The sequence below is a fragment of the Flavobacterium sp. W1B genome (genome assembly GCF_047344965.1).
In the GTDB taxonomy this organism is placed as follows: Bacteria; Bacteroidota; Bacteroidia; order Flavobacteriales; family Flavobacteriaceae; genus Flavobacterium.
The window spans coordinates 1,037,949-1,057,862 of the sequence record NZ_CP178845.1 but is presented as its reverse complement, the minus strand read 5'-3'; the positions used below and the strand labels follow the sequence as shown (position 1 = coordinate 1,057,862).

Annotated in this window: 18 protein-coding genes and 1 pseudogene; 3 read left to right on the top strand and 16 right to left on the bottom strand. The window is 34.6% G+C overall.

What is annotated here, in order from left to right:
- The first annotated feature begins 212 nt into the window (after positions 1-212).
- Both ACMDB5_RS04650 and ACMDB5_RS04645 read left to right on the top strand, forming a co-directional pair.
- Positions 213-623, top strand: coding sequence for a hypothetical protein (locus ACMDB5_RS04650; RefSeq protein ID WP_413999852.1), 411 nt, complete (start codon positions 213-215; stop codon positions 621-623).
- Positions 624-806: 183 nt separating this feature from the next.
- A complete protein-coding gene (locus ACMDB5_RS04645; RefSeq protein WP_413999851.1) occupies positions 807-2,768 on the top strand; it encodes a transglycosylase domain-containing protein in 1,962 nt (653 codons plus the stop codon).
- A gap of 90 nt (positions 2,769-2,858) precedes the next feature.
- On the opposite strand, the gene ACMDB5_RS04640 is transcribed toward ACMDB5_RS04645, so the two are convergent.
- From ACMDB5_RS04640 to ACMDB5_RS04620, 5 genes are all read right to left on the bottom strand, one after another.
- On the bottom strand, positions 2,859-3,896 hold the full coding sequence (locus ACMDB5_RS04640; RefSeq protein ID WP_413999850.1) for an NADP(H)-dependent aldo-keto reductase: 1,038 nt from the start codon (positions 3,894-3,896) through the stop codon (positions 2,859-2,861).
- 154 nt (positions 3,897-4,050) lie between these two features.
- Positions 4,051-4,350 carry a type II toxin-antitoxin system RelE/ParE family toxin gene (locus ACMDB5_RS04635; RefSeq protein WP_413999849.1) on the bottom strand — a complete coding sequence of 100 codons (300 nt, stop codon included), beginning with the start codon at positions 4,348-4,350 and terminating at the stop codon, positions 4,051-4,053.
- Positions 4,343-4,594 (bottom strand): hypothetical protein, encoded by a 252-nt coding sequence (locus ACMDB5_RS04630; protein ID WP_413999848.1) that lies wholly within the window; start codon positions 4,592-4,594, stop codon positions 4,343-4,345. Before ACMDB5_RS04630 ends, ACMDB5_RS04635 begins: the two co-directional genes overlap by 8 nt.
- Positions 4,595-4,735: 141 nt before the next feature.
- Positions 4,736-5,677, bottom strand: a complete 942-nt coding sequence (locus ACMDB5_RS04625) for an OmpA family protein (protein ID WP_413999847.1) — start codon at positions 5,675-5,677, stop codon at positions 4,736-4,738.
- A 24-nt stretch (positions 5,678-5,701) separates the two neighbouring features.
- Positions 5,702-6,466, bottom strand: a complete 765-nt coding sequence (locus tag ACMDB5_RS04620; RefSeq protein ID WP_413999846.1) for an exodeoxyribonuclease III — start codon at positions 6,464-6,466, stop codon at positions 5,702-5,704.
- Positions 6,467-6,604: 138 nt separating this feature from the next.
- Between ACMDB5_RS04620 and ACMDB5_RS04615 the strand changes: the two genes are divergently transcribed.
- Positions 6,605-8,407 carry a GNAT family N-acyltransferase gene (locus ACMDB5_RS04615; protein ID WP_413999845.1) on the top strand — a complete coding sequence of 601 codons (1,803 nt, stop codon included), beginning with the start codon at positions 6,605-6,607 and terminating at the stop codon, positions 8,405-8,407.
- A gap of 64 nt (positions 8,408-8,471) precedes the next feature.
- Here ACMDB5_RS04615 and ACMDB5_RS04610 read toward each other — a convergent pair whose 3' ends face one another.
- The 11 genes and pseudogenes from ACMDB5_RS04610 to ACMDB5_RS04560 all read right to left on the bottom strand — a co-directional run bounded on the left by ACMDB5_RS04610 (position 8,472) and on the right by ACMDB5_RS04560 (position 19,726).
- On the bottom strand, positions 8,472-8,753 hold the full coding sequence (locus tag ACMDB5_RS04610; RefSeq protein ID WP_413999844.1) for a TM2 domain-containing protein: 282 nt from the start codon (positions 8,751-8,753) through the stop codon (positions 8,472-8,474).
- A gap of 459 nt (positions 8,754-9,212) precedes the next feature.
- Positions 9,213-10,151: pseudogene (locus ACMDB5_RS04605) on the bottom strand (2-hydroxyacid dehydrogenase); the annotation flags it as partial.
- A gap of 522 nt (positions 10,152-10,673) precedes the next feature.
- Positions 10,674-11,450, bottom strand: coding sequence for a pyrroline-5-carboxylate reductase (gene proC, locus ACMDB5_RS04600; protein WP_413999843.1), 777 nt, complete (start codon positions 11,448-11,450; stop codon positions 10,674-10,676).
- Positions 11,451-11,526: 76 nt separating this feature from the next.
- Entirely contained in the window at positions 11,527-12,879 is a 1,353-nt protein-coding gene (mgtE, locus tag ACMDB5_RS04595) for a magnesium transporter (protein ID WP_413999842.1), read from the bottom strand.
- Entirely contained in the window at positions 12,869-13,648 is a 780-nt protein-coding gene (rsmA, locus tag ACMDB5_RS04590) for a 16S rRNA (adenine(1518)-N(6)/adenine(1519)-N(6))-dimethyltransferase RsmA (protein WP_413999841.1), read from the bottom strand. Before rsmA ends, mgtE begins: the two co-directional genes overlap by 11 nt.
- A 158-nt stretch (positions 13,649-13,806) precedes the next feature.
- On the bottom strand, positions 13,807-14,118 hold the full coding sequence (locus tag ACMDB5_RS04585) for a DUF4286 family protein (RefSeq protein WP_413999840.1): 312 nt from the start codon (positions 14,116-14,118) through the stop codon (positions 13,807-13,809).
- 79 nt (positions 14,119-14,197) lie between these two features.
- Positions 14,198-15,976 carry a hypothetical protein gene (locus ACMDB5_RS04580; RefSeq protein ID WP_413999839.1) on the bottom strand — a complete coding sequence of 593 codons (1,779 nt, stop codon included), beginning with the start codon at positions 15,974-15,976 and terminating at the stop codon, positions 14,198-14,200.
- Positions 15,977-16,070: 94 nt separating this feature from the next.
- The gene (gene serS, locus ACMDB5_RS04575; RefSeq protein WP_413999838.1) at positions 16,071-17,342 is read right to left on the bottom strand and encodes a serine--tRNA ligase; all 1,272 of its coding nucleotides are present in this window, start codon (positions 17,340-17,342) and stop codon (positions 16,071-16,073) included.
- 285 nt (positions 17,343-17,627) lie between these two features.
- Positions 17,628-18,167, bottom strand: coding sequence for a hypothetical protein (locus ACMDB5_RS04570; protein ID WP_413999837.1), 540 nt, complete (start codon positions 18,165-18,167; stop codon positions 17,628-17,630).
- 86 nt (positions 18,168-18,253) lie between these two features.
- Entirely contained in the window at positions 18,254-18,424 is a 171-nt protein-coding gene (locus ACMDB5_RS04565) for a hypothetical protein (protein ID WP_413999836.1), read from the bottom strand.
- 171 nt (positions 18,425-18,595) lie between these two features.
- Positions 18,596-19,726, bottom strand: a complete 1,131-nt coding sequence (locus ACMDB5_RS04560; RefSeq protein ID WP_413999835.1) for a DinB family protein — start codon at positions 19,724-19,726, stop codon at positions 18,596-18,598.
- Positions 19,727-19,914 lie beyond the last annotated feature (188 nt).

Genomic DNA, 19,914 nt, shown 5'->3' with positions numbered 1-19,914 from the left:
ACATGTTAATTTTAACATTAACCTTGTTTATATTTTGTAATTTTATAAAACGAATCTTTTCTTTTTTTTAAAACCTATAAAAGACACAACTATCTGAAAAAAAACAATAGTTTGCGACCCATATAAAAACAGTTTTTGGGCAGTAACATTAAGTTAAATATCATTTTCCCTTTTTAAAATTTAAAATTGTCTAATTACTTAAACCATAAAAGATGAAAAAGCAAGCTGGTATTTGGATTGACTCCACAAAAGCAATAATTGTAACTTTAAATGGAGGAAAAGAAAGCATAACCGAAATTCAATCGGATTTAGAAAATCGTGTCTATCATGATAAAGAAGGTGACAAAGGCAGTTTTTTTGGAAATCAGCATATCGATTCTCAAAAATCATTTGACGAAAGAAAAAAACACCAAACCAATGCTTATCTAAAAGACGTTATTTCAAACATAAATGGAGCGGATGAGCTTTATATTTTTGGTCCAGCCGATACAAAAACAAAACTGGAAAAGAAAATCAATGAAGATAAATCAGCAATTGCAAGCAAACTCAAATCTGTTGAAACCGCCGACAATATGACTTCGAATCAAATCGTGGCCAAAGTCAAAAAATTCTACAATCAATAAACAAACCAATTATATCAATCGATAAAACCGCAATGAAAACATTGCGGTTTTTATATTTTAACAAGGAAATAATAAAATTTAGAAAATTGTTTAGAACTTATTTCTTTAAATTTGCTTCCTTAGCAAGCGCTGTAAAAATGACTTTAGATAATCTTAAATTATCTAATAAATGCCTTATAATTCATGAAAACCGGAAAACAGAAAATAATTTTACTTTTAAAAGTACTGTCGGTATTTTTCATAATTATAGCAATTGCCTTTTTCGCTTTTAGAGATTCCCTTTTAAAACAAGCCATTGCAAAAGCAGCAACCAAAATAGAACAAAACTACGACAGTAATTTCAGCGTAAAAGAAGCTACTTTTGAAGGAATTTCGGGCGTGAGTTTGACCGAAATAACACTGACTCCTAAGAATGCCGACAGTCTTTTCAGTATCCAAAAAATGAGAACCAGTGTTAATCTTTGGCATTTGTTGCTTGGTGAAGTTCAATTAGGTACTCTAGAAATCAAAAATGGATTGGTACAACTAACACAAAAAGGCGATGTGAAAAACTTTGCCGCTTTTCTGAAAAAAGACAACAAGGAACCAACTTCCAATGACAAAAAAGATTATGCTGCTTTTGCCTATCGAATTATTTCAAAAGTGCTAAATCTCGTTCCTACAGATATGAGCATCGAAAATCTGACTTTCAAACTAAACGATAACGGAAAAAAAGCGACCATCGACATCAAGAAATTAGTGCTTCTTGACAAAGAACTGGAAACTGCTATAAATGTACAGACCAACACTTTTGCTCAGCGCTGGAAAATAAAAGGATTTGCCGATCCCAGAAATAAAAAAGCAGACATCCGTTTCTATAATATCGACACAGGAGCCATCAAAGTTCCTTATTTTGACGAGCGTTACAATCTAATCTCCAGCTTTGATTCCATACGATTAAACATAGAAAACATAGACCGAAGCGGCGGTGAATTGCACATCGACGGCTTCACTTCAATCGCTAATTTAAAAATACGCCACCCAAAAATTGCCCGTAAAGACGTCGTTATCAAAAACGCACGATTTGACTATCGTTTTCTCTTAGGTAGTGATTTTATTTCTATAGACAGCAGTTCTACCGTGCAACTCAATAAAATTAAATTTCATCCTTATGTTGCTTACGAAACTTCGGAAGACACCATTTATAAACTCAAAGTAGCGCTTCCAAAAATGAAAGCTCAGGATTTCATTTCCTCTCTTCCTGACGGACTTTTTACTCATTTTCAAGGCATGGAAGCCGAAGGTTCTTTTGATTATAAGTTAAACTTTAAATACAATAAAAACAAACCAAAAGAATTAGTTTTTGATAGTAATCTAAAAAAAGAAAACTTAAAAATAACCAAATACGGAGAAGCGAATCTCAATAAACTCAACAGCGAATTTATTTATCGTGCCATAATAAAAGACGTATTGCAACGTCCCATTTTAGTTGGAAATACCAATCCAAATTACACGCCTCTAGAGCAAATTTCCCCTTATTTAAGAAAATGCGTGTTAACCACCGAGGATCCTTCGTTCTTTTCGCATCATGGTTTTATCAATGAAGCCTTTAAACAATCGATCATAAAAAACATAAAAACCAAGAAATTCTCGCGCGGTGCCAGCACCATAAGCATGCAATTAGTAAAAAATGTTTTCCTGACCCGAGAAAAAACCTTGTCTCGAAAACTGGAAGAAATCTTATTGGTTTACATATTGGAAAACAACCGAATAGCAAGCAAAGAACGCATACTGGAAGTGTATTTCAATATCATCGAATGGGGGCCAAATGTTTATGGAATAGGCGAAGCAAGTCGTTTTTATTTCCAGAAAAACCCCTCTGAACTCAACTTGAACGAATGCTTGTTTCTCGCCCGAATTATTCCCAGCCCTGGGAAATTCATGTACCAGTTTAACGATGAAGGAGCACTGAAAGAATTTGCCGTAAAACAAGAGTCTTTTTTAACGAACATCATGATCCGAAGAGGTCTTTTGAGTCTTGATGACACCATTTACAAACACCAACCAATGCATATTTCAGGTCCTGCAAAATCCTATCTTCGATTAAAAGTAAAAGACTCGATTCCCACAGATTCATTGCCTGCGATTGAGGAATTTGATTTTTAACCACAAAGACCACAAAGGATTTGTTTTGTATTTTTCCTTTGTGGATTTTGTGTAAAAAAGCTTTGTGCTCTTTGTGGTTAAAACCAATATTTACGGTGCAGGATTCGGGATTATTGCCTGAACTTGATTTATTGCCGCTACAATTTCTTCCGAAAGTGACACATTAATTGTATCAATATTCTCTTTTAATTGCTCCATAGTAGTAGCACCAATAATTGTGCTGGTCACAAATGTTTGCTGTTCAATAAATGCCAATGACAATTGGGTTAAAGTCAATCCGTTTTTCTTTGCAATTTCGCTATACAATTTGGTCGCTTCGGTACACTGAGCGCTACTATATCTGGAATAATTTGGGAATAAATTAATCCTTGCATTTGGGTGACTCTCTCCCGTCAAAAATTTCCCGGACAATACTCCAAAAGCCAATGGTGAATAGGCCAACAAACCTACATTTTCTCTTAGACAAACTTCTGCCGAACCTACTTCAAAAAGTCTATTTAATAAAGAATATGGATTTTGAACCGTTTTTATTTTCGGTAAATTATGGTATTTACTCTCTTCTAAAAAACGCATAATCCCCCAAGGCGTTTCGTTAGAAAGTCCAATATGCTTGATCTTTCCTTCTTTGACAAAGCCGTCTAAGGTTTCTAAAACCGCATGAATATTATCTTCCCAGGCATCTTCCTGAACTTTAAAACCGCGTTGCCCAAAATAATTGGTTTTGCGCTCCGGCCAATGTAATTGATACAAGTCTACATAATCCGTTTGTAGGCGTTGCAAGCTATTATCCAAGGCATATTTTATACTTTCTGGCGAAAAATCAAGCTTCTCGCGCATGTATCCAAAATTAGGATTGGGACCCGCAATTTTAGACGCTAAAACCACCTTATCTCTATTTCCTGTTTTTTTGAACCAAGTTCCTATTATTCTTTCGGTACTTCCATAAGTCTCTTTTCTTCCCGGAACCGAGTACATTTCGGCAGTGTCAAAAAAATTGACCCCTTTTTCAAGGGCATAATCCATCTGAGCATGGCCTTCGGCTTCGGTATTTTGCTCGCCAAAAGTCATGGTACCAAGACATATTTTACTCACTTTTACATCAGTGTTGGGCAAAGTAGTATATTTCATATTTGAGATTCTAAATTAAGATACAAAAGTATATTTTATACGTTGTTTTTGGATTCCAATTAAACTATTTTTAAGAAACGTTTATGCTTTTAGACAACAAAAAAGGCTCAAAGCATAAACCCTGAACCTTTAAAACATTATTTGAGAAACTCGCCTACCTCATACTTTTTGATGGATCCTGAAGCGTATTGAAAACTCTAATTATGAAAATAGAATCATCCTTAAATTGATACAATATTTTGTAATCCCTTACAATCAATCGTCTACAATCTGATCGATATTCATCCAGCTGAAACTGTTCCGGAAAAGTAATCAGATCAGAGCTATTAAATAATTCTTCTCTAATTTTTCGTGCTACTTCTTTTGAAATATTTCCTTTCAATGAGACATAGATATTTTTCAGGTCTTCTTTAGCATTATGTGTCCAAAAAACCTCAAAAGAAGTGCTACTCATTATCCCAATCCTTCATTTCAATCTCCAATTTTTCTTTAGAAGTTACTCGCTTGTATTTGACATCTTCCAACCCTTCTTCTACCTTATTATGGTATTCTAAAAGTGTTATTGCATTTCCTTTTGAATCACAAGAGACAATTTCATTTAAATAATTATCAAAAACGGATGATACAATACGAAGCACACGTTCGTCTGCAAGCTCTAATTGAAGTTGAATTTTATTTTTTAATTCTGGAACTCCCATAATTATTGATTTATAACACCAAAGTTACGAAAAAATACAATCTCTCAACTTGCTTAAATTGGTTATAAAGCCGGTTGATTTTCAATAAAAAAAGACCCAAAGTTATCCTTTTGAGCCTTTTAGTTTTATATTCTTTTTACCTTAGTTAAGATCATTCAGCATTTCAGCAATTTCGTCTAATCTTGGCGTTAAGATAATTTCTATTCTACGATTCTTTGCTTTTCCTTCGGCTGTTGCATTACTGCCAAGTGGCGAAAATTCTCCTCTTCCTGCAGCAGTAAGATTTTGCTTATTGATAGCTTTGTTTTCACTCAAAATAGCCACAATCGAAGTCGCTCTTTTAGTTGACAAATCCCAGTTGTCCGCAATTGGACCAGAACCATTAAAAGGATCATCATCTGTATGTCCTTCAATAAGAACCGAAATATCAGGATTTTCTCCCAACACTTTTCCGAGTGCAACTACCGCTTTCTTCCCTTCTGAACCAACAGTCCAACTACCAGAGTTGAAAAGCAGTTTGTTTTCCATAGAAACATATACTTTTCCGTTTTTTTGCTCTACAGTCAATCCTTTACCTTCAAAACTATTCAACGCCTTAGAAAGAGTTTCCTTCAACTTTCTCATATTTGCTTCCTTAGCAGCAATTAATCCTTCTAATTCCTGCAATCTTTGTGCGCTTTTGTTTAAACGTTCTTGCTCTATTGCCAATGCTTTTCCTTTCGCGTCAAGCTGCGCCAGCAAATCACGATTCTTGTTCATATTAGATTGCAAAGCTTCGTTACTGTTTTTTTCCAAGGCTTTGTATGACTCCTGCAAAACATTCATTTTGTTTTTCAAAGCATCATAATCCGCAAGTAATTTATCCCTTTCCGATTTTACTTTATTCAATTCCTCCTTTAATGCGTCACGCTCTAATTCTAATTGGTTCTTGGTTTTCAAAAGTTCCGTATTCTCATCAGAGATACTTTTATTTTCTTTTTTTAAATCCGCGAACTTATTTTCTAAATCATTATAAATTTTCTTCGATACACAGGAGGTCGATAACATTACAATCAGTAATCCTAGAGAAATTCTTTTAATCATTTTTACAATTTAAGGGGTTATAATTTATACTATTTCTACCATAACGGGACAATGGTCCGAATGTTTTGCTTCAGGCAAAATAAGTGCTCTTTTTATCTTTTCTTTCAAAGGCTCACTAACCAAACAATAATCAATACGCCAGCCTTTGTTATCAAGCCTTGCCGTTGGGACACGCACCGTCCACCAGCTATAATTTCCTGGTTCTTTGTTTAAAAATCGGAAACTATCAATGAATCCATTATTCAAGAAAGTATCTAGCCAAGCTCTTTCTTCGGGTAAAAATCCAGAAACTTTTTTATTTCGAATAGGATCATGAATATCAATAGCTTCATGACAAATATTATAATCGCCACAAATGACAAGATTTGGAATTTCTTTCTTTAAATCCGTAATATAATTATGAAAATCATCCATGTACATGAATTTGTGATTCAATCTTTCGCTATTTGTCCCAGAAGGCAAATACAAACTCATTACTGATAAATCATCAAAATCAACGCGGATATTTCTTCCCTCGAAATCCATGTGTTCAATTCCAGTTCCGAAAACAATATTATTAGGTTTTATTTTTGATAAAATTGCCACGCCACTGTATCCTTTTTTAGTTGCAGGAAACCAATAGTGATAGGGATACCCCGCTAATTCAAAATCTAATAAAGGAATTTGTTCCGGATTTGCCTTAATTTCCTGAAGACAAATCACATCAGGATTTGCCTGTTGCAACCAATCAATAAATCCTTTAGAAATTGCAGCACGTATTCCGTTAACATTGTAAGAGATAATCTTCATTTGTATATATTTTGTGTTTCAAAAGTAATAAAAATTAAAAAGGATACTATAGAAAAAACAGGAAAATCAAATAAGGCGATTGCCAGATAACGGAGTTTTTTTCTATCTTTGTTTTTCGCTCAAATAAACAGAAAATAAATGGGTTTAGTTACCGCCAAAGAAGTTGCAAAAGTAATAAATGCTGAAAAATATGGGGTTTTCGGAACTTTTTCCGGCTGGTTATTAATGAAAGTACTGAAAATCTCTACTTTAAATAAAGTATACAACAGAAACAAACATTTAAAAGACCTTCCTTTTTTAAATAACATTTTAGATGATTTACAGATAAAATTTGAAATACCTGAAGAGGATTTAAAACGTTTACCAAAAGATGGTGCTTATATAACGATTTCTAATCATCCCCTTGGAGGAATCGATGGCGTATTATTATTGAAATTAATGCTTGAAAGAGAGCCAAATTTCAAAATTATAGCTAATTTTTTATTGCATCGAATCGAGCCTCTCAAAAAATACATCATGCCGGTAAATCCTTTTGAAAATCACAAAGATGCTAAATCGAGCGTGGTTGGAATTAAGGAAACCTTACGTCATTTAAGCGATGGAAAACCGCTGGGAATGTTCCCTGCCGGAGAAGTTTCAAGCTATAAAGACGGAAAATTAACGGTTGACAAACCATGGGAAGAAGGCGCCATAAAAGTGATCCGAAAAGCTCAGGTTCCTGTTGTACCTATTTATTTTCACGCAAAAAACAGCCGACTGTTTTATTTACTTTCTAAAATAAGTGGAACTTTTCGTACTGCTAAATTGCCATCTGAGGTTTTTAGCCAAAAACATCGCGTGATAAAAGTGCGTATTGGTAAACCGATTTCGGTAAATGAGCAAAATGAATACAAAACCATTGAAACCTATTCTGAATTCTTAAGAAAAAAAACGTACATGCTTGCTAATCCTTTTGAAAAAGAAAGCAAACTATTGACTACACCAACCTTGAAAATTCCTAAAAGCCCGAAACAAATTGTAACTCCGGCGAATAGCGAAAAAATGATTTCTGAGGTAGCTGCCTTAAGAAAAACAGACTGCAGACTTTTGCAAAGCAAAAATTACGAAGTGTTTTTTGCCGAAGCAGATGCAATTCCAAATGTACTTCACGAAATTGGTCGATTAAGAGAAATCACCTTTAGAGAAGTGGGAGAAGGAACAAACGAGTCTATTGATTTGGACAAATTTGACAAATACTATCACCATTTGTTTTTGTGGGATGAAGACGCTCAAAAAATTGCCGGAGCCTATAGAATGGGATTGGGTTCAGAAATTTATCCAAAACACGGAATAGAAGGTTTTTACTTGAATGAACTTTTCCGTTTTGAGCCTGAATTGCACGATATGATGCACAAATCAATCGAAATGGGTCGAGCCTTTATCATCAAGGAATACCAACAAAAACCGATGCCTCTTTTCTTGCTTTGGAAAGGAATTATCCATACCACCTTGCGTTTCCCTGAACACAAATTCTTGCTTGGCGGTGTGAGTATCAGTAATCAGTTTTCTGATTTTTCTAAATCATTGATGATTGAATTCATGAAATCTAATTATTATGATCCTTATATAGCGCAATACATTCATCCAAAGAAAGCCTATAAAGTAAAACTCAAAGATGCCGACAAAGATTTCATTTTTAATGAAACTGAAGCCGACTTAAATAAGTTTGATAAAATTATAGACGAACTTGAACCTGGAATTTTGCGTTTGCCGGTTTTGATAAAAAAATACATCAAACAAAATGCTAGAGTGGTTGCTTTTAATGTCGATCCTTTATTCAATAATGCAGTTGATGGCCTAATGTACATTCGAATTGCCGATATTCCAGAAAGCACCATGAAACCCGTAATGGAAGAATTTCAGGCAGAACTGGAGCGAAAATCAGCAGATAAAGAAGATTAACCAAAACAGTCTTCATCAAAAACAAGTATAAAAAAAGTCTCGAATTATCGAGACTTTTTTATGTTTAAAACCATCCTTTTTTGTTAACCTGATAGGTTTGATAAAACTCCTGATCTGATTTTGTCAAATAAATTATTCCTTCTATAATTCCCAGAATACTTGTAACAAAGCCACAAGTACAAAGACTGATTATTAGCCAAACTATCCCTTCTGAGGTATATCCTAATAAAAATTTATGGATCCCAAAAGGTGCCAAAAGTATAGCCAATAAACCCGCCGCTATTTTCTTGTTGTCTTCTTGAAACGGCTGAGGATTATTCCAATGTTCATATTTTGTTCCTTCCATAAATTGCTAGTTATTTTATTGGTTTTCAAGAACTAAATATAAAAAAAATTATTTAAAAACCGCATCTACTGGCTCCCAAAGTTCAATTTTATTCCCTTCAATATCAACAATCCAACCAAATTTACCATAATCAAAGGACTCCATATCTCCCACTACAGTTACTCCTTCTTGTTTTAATTGCAACAATAAATTTTCTAAATTTTGAACACGAAAATTTTGCATGAATTGTTTTTCACTTGGAGCAAAGTAAGTCGTGTCATCCGAAAATGGCGACCATTGCGTAGAACAATCCTCTCCTTTGTCATCTTTCCACCAGAAAGTAGAACCATACTGATCCGTCTTTAACCCTAAATGTTTCGCATACCAAGCGACTAATTCTTTTGGATTTTTCGATTTAAAAAAAACACCGCCAATACCTGTAACCCGCTTTTCTATGACTATTTCTGGCACTTCCTCAAAATATTTCGCTTTAATCTTATCGACTATTACCTGAGCTAATCTTTGATGACTCTCAAAAGTCCAACCAGCAACATGAGGCGACAAAATTACATTATCTGCTTCCAATAAATATTGAAAAGCTTCTGGTGTCTCTTTGTCTTGAAAAAGTGTTTCGAATGATAGTTTCTCGTACTCCAAAACATCTAAACCTGCACCAAGAATCTTCCCTAACCTCAACGCATCCACTAAATCGGCGGTAATAATATTTTTACCTCTTGAGGTATTAAAAATCCAAAAAGGCTTCGCAAATGCATTTATAAACTCCGCATTAACCATTCTATTCGTCTCGGGAGTCCATGGAATATGCAAACTAAGCACATCCGCCTTTTGCTGTAATTCTTGTAGCGAAACCTGTTTTGCATTAGCATCTCCTACATTGTCCAAGATATCATAACACAAAACCTCCACCTCAAAGCCACGCAGCTTTTTGGCAAAAGATTTTCCCATATTTCCATAACCAATGATCCCAACTGTTTTTCCGTCTAACTCATACCCACGATTGCTTTCTCTATTCCAGTGTCCTGATCGTATTTCCTTATCGGCAATATTCAATTTATTAAAAAGTGACAAAATCATTCCCAAAGTATGTTCGGCAACCGCATTCCTATTTCCTTCAGGAGCAGCAATAAGCGTAATGTTTTTAGTCAATGCATAATCGCAATCAATACTTTCCAAACCGGCACCAACGCGCGCTATAAACTGCAAATTAACGGCCTTATCCAGAAAGGTTTTGTCAATTTTGAATCGGCTACGAATAACGATGCCTTGGTAATCCTTAATTTTTAATTCGATTTCTTCTTTAGAAGAAGTAAAATCTTCGTGGTTTTCAAAACCCAATTCTTGCAATTGCTCCATCAAAATAGGATTATTGCTATCGATGTGAAGAATTTTAATATCCATAAATGTTTCTAAGATTAGTCTTCAAAATTAACAAAAAAACACCGGTTTATTCTTTTTAAGAAAATAGATTATACAAATAAAAAAGCCATTACTAAATTGATTTTAATTTAGTAATGGCTTTTTTTATGTTGATTAGTTCAAACTCTAAGTAGTCATTTTACATAGGCTGCTCCCTTTTAAATGATAGTTGTTTTTCATTTAATATCTCATCACTTTTTCATTTCCAAATAAAAATTTTGAAATCCTGTCGTAAAATCTGTCAAATAATGTTTTCATGATAATGTTTTTTAAGTTAGAGTTAAATTAAACACCAATACGAAAAGTAAACGTAGACATTGAAGAGGCATTACTAATATACGTCAAATTTTATTTTATTAAAAACAGATTCCTGTCTTTTCGATATAAAGCTATTTACGCCAGACGAAATGCACACAAATAATTCATTTTGAAAGATATAAACTACAAATTTATTTTATTAAATTCTCGAAAAAACTTTAATTAGCAATTCTAAACAATTAAAAACTAACCTTTAATCTGTTTTAATGAGGTTTTGATTCCACGTATCAATGAAGAGCTAAATCCGTGCATTTCCATGTCATTTAAGCCTGCTATGGTACAACCCTGAGGCGTAGTAACTCTATCTATCAATTGTTCGGGATGTACTTGCTCTTCCATTAGCATTTCTGCAGCTCCTTTTACCGTTTGCGCCGAAATAGCTAATGCTGTTTTCCAATCAAATCCTATTTCGATTCCGGCTTGCATCGAAGCTCTTATGTATCGCAAAGCAAAAGCGGTTCCGCTGGCTGCAAGAACAGTGGCGGCATCCATTAATTTTTCGTCAATTATAGGTGCTGTACCTAAATCATGAAAAAGTGCAATTATATTTTCGGCAGCAGCCTTGTCTTTTTCCTGAAAAGAAATACAAGTTGCCGATTCTCCAAATTGGGCGGCAATATTAGGCATAATACGAATAATCGTATGCTCATTATTAGTTTTATCTTGGAGCGCCACAATATCCAAACCACTCACAGCTGAAGCAATAGTTTTATTAGTTATTTTCGGAAGAATTTCTGTCAAAACCGTATCCACTTGATACGGTTTTACCGTAAGGATAATTAAATCCGCTTCTTGAATGTTTAGGGTATTGTCTGTTGAAACAGTAATTCCACATTTTTCCAGATGCATTATGCTTGTGGTATTCCTTCTGGTTATCGTAATCTCATTGTTTTTGGAAAATTTTGACAACCCCAAAGCTATGGAAACCCCGAGATTACCTCCTCCGATTATATGTACTTTCATTTTGGTTTTTTTGGTTTTTGGTTAATAGTTTAGCAATTATTAGTAGTTCATTGTTTAAAAAAGGAGCTATTAAAAATTAGAATCCCAAAATTATTTTTGCAATAGAAAAATAAATGAGAATCCCACAAATATCATTACTTGTTGTTATAAACGGACCCGTTGCTAATGCAGGGTCAATACCAAATTTATCGAGCAACAAGGGCACAAATGTTCCTATAAGTGACGCAATTATAATTACCGAAATTAATGCTATAGTAACAATTACACCAATAATAACTTCAACATTTAGAAGAAAATGACTCCCCAAAAACAATATAACCGCAAGAATTAATCCGTTAAGCAAACTAAGAGAAACCTCTTTCACTAATCGGCTAAACAAAGAGCCACTCAAAGTGTTATTTGCCAAACCTTGCACTATAATTGCCGATGATTGCACACCTACATTTCCTGCCATTGCGGCAATCAGAGGAGTAAAAAAGAATAGTTTGCCATGATCTAACATTGCACCTTCAAACAATCCAAGTACCCTTACGGAGATAAACCCTCCCAAAAGAGCCAAAACCAACCAAGGCAAACGTGCCTTAGTATGTTCTAGAATACTGTCATCTGCCTCAATATCCTGAGAGATACCTGCCGCTAACTGGTAATCCTGATCGGCTTCATCCCTAATAACGTCAATAATATCATCAATGGTGATTCGCCCCACTAATCGTCCCATTTCATCAATCACCGGAATGGCCTCCAAATCATATTTTTGCATGATTCGCGCCACCTCAACATCTTCGGTATCCACATTCACTGAGTTCACCTTTCTTATATAAATGTCGCTGATATGCGTTTTTGTGGAGGTTGTCAATAAATCTTTTAGAGAAAGTCTTCCTTTCAATCGGTTTTGGTCATCTACAACATAGATAGAATGAACACGGGAAACGTTTTCGGCTTGAATACGCATTTCTTTAACACAGGTAAGAACGTTCCAGTTTTCGTTTACTTTCACCAATTCTTTTCCCATCAATCCCCCAGCAGAATTCTCATCGTAACGCAACAAGTCAACGATGTCTTTTGCGTGTTCAACGTCATTCAGCTCCGAGATTACTTCGGCTTTTAAATCTTGGGAAAGTTCCGCAATAATGTCGGCTGCATCATTGGTATCCAGCTCATCTAATTCCTCGGCAATTTCTTTTGGAGAAAGGCGACTTAATATATTTTCCCTTAAATCATCTTCTAACTCAAGAAGAATCTCTGCCGTTTGATCACTATCTAATACCTTAAAAATATAAGTGGCCTCATCAAAATCAAGCTCGTCTAAAATCTCGGCAATATCGGCATGGTGCATGTCATTCAGTAAGGCTTCGAGTTCCTTATCATTTTTATTGACAATGTGCTGCTTTAATTCGAGAATTAATTCTTTGCTGACTTTAAACTCCATCGGCCTCTATTTTTTGAGTAAGTTCTATAAACTGCGCTACATCTAATTGTTCCGGACGAAGATTAAAAACAGGATCTTCCCTTAAAGAATCAGATAAATTTAATGTTTTCAAGCTATTTCGCAGCGTTTTACGACGTTGTTGAAAAGCTGTTTTCACTACTGTAAAAAACAATTTTTCGCCGCAAGGCAAACTAAAATCCTCTTTTCTGCGCAGGCGCAAAACTCCAGACTTCACTTTTGGCGGCGGAATAAACACATTTTCATCAACCGTAAACAAGTATTCGGCGTCATAAAATGCTTGCGCTAAAACAGAAAGTATACCATAGGCTTTGCTTCCTTTCTTTTCACAAATACGTTCCGCTACTTCTTTTTGAAACATCCCAGCAAATTCAGGAATTTGGTTTCGGTATTCCAATGCTCTAAAAACGATTTGTGTCGAAATATTATACGGAAAATTCCCGATTATGGCGAATTGTTTTCCTTCAAAAATTTCGTTGATGTTATACTTTAAGAAATCCTTAGAAATAATTTTATTCTTTAATTTTGGGTAATTTTCGTCCAAATAAGTAACCGATTCCGTATCAATTTCGATTACATAAGTATTGATTGGCTTGTCTAACAAATATTTTGTCAAAACACCCATTCCCGGTCCTATTTCTAGAACATCGTCGTATCCTTCTAAATTCAAAGTATCGGCAATATCCTTAGCGATGCTTTCATCTTTAAGGAAATGTTGTCCGAGGTGTTTTTTGGCTTTTACTTTTTCCATATTATCATTGCGAGGCACGAAGCAAGCTCGCTTTATTTTTAATGTTATTTCGCCACTAAGGCGCAAAATGTATTTTGATTGTAACTTATCTTTAAACCATTATGACAAAAGACAACTTACTTGACTGTTCGCTGAACGTCTAAAACTGAATACTAAATTTAGTGTTCCGAAATCAATTCTAATTCCGTTCTAAATGACAGCATTTTATCAGCAAATAATTGAAATGCTTCCGCTTGAAGCCTCGATTGATCTTCCTGATAGTATTTTTCCAAAGTTTCTTTGCTATCCGTTGTATATTGTACCGAATAAGTCGTTCCACCCATTTCTTCTTCAATCAAAACTTTTACCATTCTAGCCGAAGAAAACTTTCCCGTAGCCAGAATTTCAGGAATATGTTTTTGCTGCATCCAGCTTAACCATTGGTCATGAACGCTTTCGTGTATGTTTGTGGTAACGTTGTAAATTATCATGTTTTTGTTAGATTTTCAGATTAATAGATTTTTAGATTAATAGATTCCTCTAATAACCCAAACAGTCTAAACATCTTATTTAAAGACTCGTATCTCCACGCAATTCCCTGAATTTTATTCGGGCATCCACAAAATAAATACTGTCTTCGTAATTAAAAATTATCTTTTCGTATAATGGCTTTGCCTTTTCTGGCGCCGCTAATTTCTTATTATAGATTTCTGCTGAAAAATACAGCGCTTCATCAATGTAAATTCCGTCACTGTGGTGGTCTATTATTTCTTGGTATTGACTTAAAGCCAAATTATAATCTGCTGTTTTTTCATAAATTTTACCAAGCCGTAATAAGCTAACCGCTTCTATTTCCTCTCCTTTATATTTTTTCAAAATCAATTGAAATTGCGCCAACGCTTCCTGATTTCTGTTTTGATATAAAAGATAATCCCCCTTTGCAAATTCCTTCAGAGCCATTTGTGTCGAATCGGCAGCCGTATTGTCATTGATCAACAAAAAAAATTCTAACGCATCATTGGCGATCAATTGCGTATTGGCCGATTTCAATTCCTTAAACTGCTTTAATGCCCATTCAAAATCTGTTTTGAAATAACTAGTTTTGGCTGCTTTCAAACTTGCTTCATGCGCCACGACATCATTTTTCAAATCCATCTGAATCTGAGAATAATAAAGCAATGCCTGATTGAATTTTTCTTCGAAAAGCAAAATATCCGCCAATTCCATTTTGGCCTGCGCTACTTCATAATCATTCAACTGTAAATCAAGTGCTTTTTTTATTATTGCCTTACCTTCTTCGGGTTCTTTCAAATTAAAAGTTACAAAACGAGCTTGAATCAGCTGCAAAGATAAGGTAAAAGGACTTATTTCATATTGTTTCAACAAAGCGTCGAGTTCCGCATTAATTCCCGGATAGTCTTTTTCCTTCGCATTCTTTATTTTTAATTCAGTCAAATAGGAATTTGCCTGAATCAGCAGCTCTAAATCTTTGGCGTTTTCAAGAACAAAACCCAGTATTTCCTTAGCAGTATCTACATTATCCTCTCCAATGGAAAGTTGTCCCAAATTTATAATGTTAGACAAGGATTCGGGATTGCGTTTGTAAATGGCTTTTTCCTGAATAAAAGCTTTAGAAAACTCCTTTTGTTGAACATAAAACCAACTCAAATACCGATTCCAAAAAAGGTCTTGACTTTTTTGAACCCTTAAAATCAATGCTTTTCGCAATAATTCATTGAAATTAGTATCACCATCACCTGACATAAAGCGAGACAACTGATTTTGAATCAAAATTGAATGTTGAGGACTGGCAAAGGCTTCATCCAAAAATATAGAAATCATCATTTCCACATTCCCCAATTGACCGTAAAGCAAGCCTATTTGATAATTAAAATTATAATTAGGTGCTAATTGAGATGCTGTCTGATATGATTTCAAGGCATAATCCAGTAATACTTTTTTCTCGAAAGAGTTTGAAATAGCATAAACTTCATTCGGATTTTTTTGAATTCTGTCTAAAGCCTGATCGTAGTAATCTTTGGCTTTAGCATCCTCTTTTTGCAATTGGGAATTATAACCCAATTCAACCAGAAGCGCTCCTTGTTTGTATTTGTCAAAACGCTGCTGTATTGCTTTTTGGGCAAAATCAAACTGTGATAGTTGTTGGTAACAATCAATGGTTCGCAAAAAATATTGGTAGTTTTGAGGAACACTTTCGAGTAATTCCTCATAACTGATTTTAGCTTTTTCAAAATCGCCTTTATCATAATAATACTGCGCTAATTGTTCGTTTTGGGCGAAAGCAAAAAGCGAGAAGGACAAAGCGATGTAAAGGAAAAAGTGCTTCATGTTAAAAGTGTTCAGTATTCAGTGTTCAGTTTGCCAACCGATGTATCGTTCAAAAAACAAACTGAACACCGATCACTGATGACTGAACACTAATTTAGTCAATAATATCAAATCCGCAATACGGACGCAACACCTCTGGAATTACGATTCCTTCTGGAGTTTGGTAATTTTCTAAAATTCCGGCCAAAACTCTTGGCAAAGCCAATGCACTTCCGTTTAAAGTGTGTGCCAATTGGTTTTTTCCATCTTTATCCTTGAAACGCAATTTCAAACGATTGGCTTGAAAAGTCTCAAAGTTAGACACAGATGAAATTTCTAACCAACGATCTTGAGCCGTAGAAAACACTTCGAAATCATAGGTCAACGCTGATGTGAATCCCATATCGCCGCCACAAAGACGCAATATTCTATACGGTAATTTCAATTCTTGTAGAATGTTTTTTATATGTTCTACCATGCCATCCAAAGCTTCATACGATTTATCTGGATGTTCTACACGAACGATTTCCACTTTGTCAAATTGGTGCAAACGGTTTAATCCACGTACATGTGCACCGTAAGATCCCGCTTCACGACGGAAACATGGTGTATAAGCCGTAGTTAAAACGGGTAATTCATTTTCGTTTAAAATCACATCCCGAAACAAATTCGTCACTGGAACCTCAGCAGTCGGGATTAAGTATAAATCATCGGTTTTATCATGGTACATTTGCCCTTCTTTGTCCGGTAATTGCCCCGTTCCATAAGCCGAAGCTTCATTTACCATGTGCGGAACCTGAACTTCATTGTATCCTGCAGCCGCGTTTTTGTCCAAGAAATAATTGATCAAAGCGCGTTGTAATCTTGCTCCTTTTCCTTTATACACCGGAAATCCTGCGCCCGTGATTTTTACACCCAATTCAAAATCGATGATGTCGTATTTTTTCACCAATTCCCAATGTGGCTGTGCGCCTTCGTGCAAAACCGGAATTTCACCTTCTTCAAAAACGTTTAGGTTTTCCTCTGGTGTTTTCCCAACTGGAACGATATCCGCAGGAAGATTGGGTAATGTATATAATTTTTCTAAAAGTTCTGCCGCAAGTTCATCAGCCGCTTCGGCTAATTTCTTGCTTTTCTCTTTATTTAAAACTGTTTTTTCTTTTAGAATTGCGGCTTTCGATTTCTCTCCGGCTTTCATCAATTCGCCAATGTCTTTGGATAATTTATTAGATTCGGATAAAATGTTGTCTAGCTCCACTTGCGTAGCGCGACGTTTTTCATCCAGTTGTACCACTTCTTCAACAACACTTGTAGCATCGATGTTTCTCTTTGCCAAAGCGGTGATTACTTTTTCTTGATTCTCTCTAATAAATGCGATTTGTAACATAGCTTGATTTTTTTAACGCTAACTTTTATAATAATGGAAGCAAATTTAAGGAAATGTTTGATAGAAATGGGACAAAAGTTTTTTGGAAAAAGTCGTATGCTCTATTGACTTAGCTTATAACCTTTATTTTTACTTCGGATTAAAAAATTTAACCACATAGATACATAGAAAAAAGAATTCGATAGCCCAATCCTTGGGTTCACGTAGCTTAATTTTCTCTAATAAAGTGAAACGCCTTGAAAGTTTATAAAATCTATCTTTCTATGTGGTAAAAAAAATAAAAACTTACTCTCTTTTTATCTCATGTCCTACAAATTCTTCCAAAACGGCAAACATTTCATCTACAGAAAGCACTTCGAGATCAGGGTGGGATTTTAAGAAATCAGCATTCAAGTGCACTAGATTTTCTTCTATTTCGAAAAAAGTATCGTTGTTCATCACATCACGAATCGGATTTACGCCTTCGAGTTTGCTTTTAAAGAATTTTTCTCTTTTAACACTGCTCATCAAATTCACTTTTTTGCATTGTGCCTGAAATAATTCCAAATGCTTTTGGGCACCCAACAATTCCAAACCTTCGGCTATAAGTGCATTCAACTCCATGTTCCATTTTGAATTGTAGACAAACTGAGCAAAATTTCCTTGTGTACATTGCGAAACATAATAATCCATGTAATAACTCATCAAGGCATCTTCGTGAATCAAATCGTCATCGATTTTTTCCTCGCGCATCAGGTTAATCACCGAAATATTAGAGTTGATTACGTCTTGTGGGTTTTCGCTGTTTGCTGCGGTTTCTGAAATTATGATTCTACCGAATTCCATTTGTTTTTGTGTTTAAGGAGTTTGCGGCAAATTTCGGAGAAATAATCGAGTTGCTGTTGATTTTGACAGCAAATTAAGAAGATAATTTATTTGGAATCCGAATCATTAGCATTTTTTTGCTGATTCATTTTGGCAACCAAAGCTTTCAAACGTAAGGATTTTTCTTTTTTCTCTTCTTGAAGTTTAGCCTTTTTCCGGTTTAGTAATTTGGTGTGTAAAGCCTTGTTTTTAGTGTTTTTTTCGGGTCCTTTTGCCATCGTTTATACTCTTTAATTACAGTTGCAAATATAAAGAAAGGGACAATAAGGATGAATTACAAATTCATGCTATTATAGTTTAACCATAAATTAAGCAGATTAGCACACATTGAAGCCTAAATCACCGCGAATCGATAGCGCGGATTTATAATCCGTACTATCGGATTTAATTTAATTTTTAAGTTTTTGTTCTAATTTCAGTTCTTTTTGAGGCGGAATTCGTTTCTTAAGAAATAAAATCTGTCCCAAATGGCTGGATTGATGCTCCATAACATGAAACCAACAGTAATGATTAGTCCAGTCATAACCAGTTTGAACTTCTTCAAACCAAGCATCATCTCGTTGTTTTAACTCGGCTATTGTTTTTGCTCTTACTTCATTATAAATATCTAAATAATACTGCACATTATGGCCTTTAATTTCGTCTCTACCTCCTTGGTCTAAATTTAAGGCAGTATTCCATTTTTTCTTTTCTTCTATATTAAACTCTCTTTTTTCAAAAGTAAAAACTTGATAATAGGCTTCAGTTGCAGCCAAATGCATTATTAATGAACCAATTCTATTCGCTTGCTCATCATGCAAATAATCTAATTCATATTGATCCATATTTTTCACAACATTTTCAACTCTGTCTTTGAGATTTTCAAGCATCGAAATCATTGCGGCTACCTGAGGCGAAGCTCCTTTAATATTTCCTATTTTTCCAGTCTCTTTAATTTTTATACCACTTCCCTCAATCAATAATCCATAATTACCTGCGGTACTAGCTTTATTTGATGTGATTTTATATTCTTTAACTTTTATCATTTGATTATTAGATGTGCCTAAATTCCATTTTGGGATTTCGTTGTTTTTTACAAGCATCTCAAAACTCGGATTAGAAATTTCAACAGCCTCTAATGCTCCTTTCTCATTTTCGATAAATAACTCAAATTTATCAAAGTAGAATTTCCCATTATACAAACACAAACCACCAAAAATCAATGATTTAGAATTAGCATCGATAGTTCCCTCAATAGTATAGGATTGCCAATCTTTTTTCTTAATGGGCCTATCGCTCATGTTATCAAAAAAACTACCTTCTTCATTTTTAGCGTCCACCCTAGCCCAAACCCCAGCCCAAGCCATTGGTTCATCTGAATCGACTCTGACAGAAGCGACGACTTTAAATTTTTTTGATGATGCAGTTTGAATATCTATTGTCTGATTAAAAGAAGTCCAATCCCTAGAAATTTCCTTTTTATTCTGACCATAAAGTGAAACAATGTTCAAAAAAAGTGACAATAATATTATTTTTTTCATCTTATAAATAATTATGTAAATAGCATTGAAGGCATTAATACTTTAGCAAAAAATGCAAATATAATACTGTTTTTATTTAATTGTAATATTTTTTTTACCAAAATAGGCTTGATTTAGCAATCTAAAATGTTAATCAATTCAATTAAAACTAATCAAATCCAAAATCTCTTAGCCCCATTACTTCACTT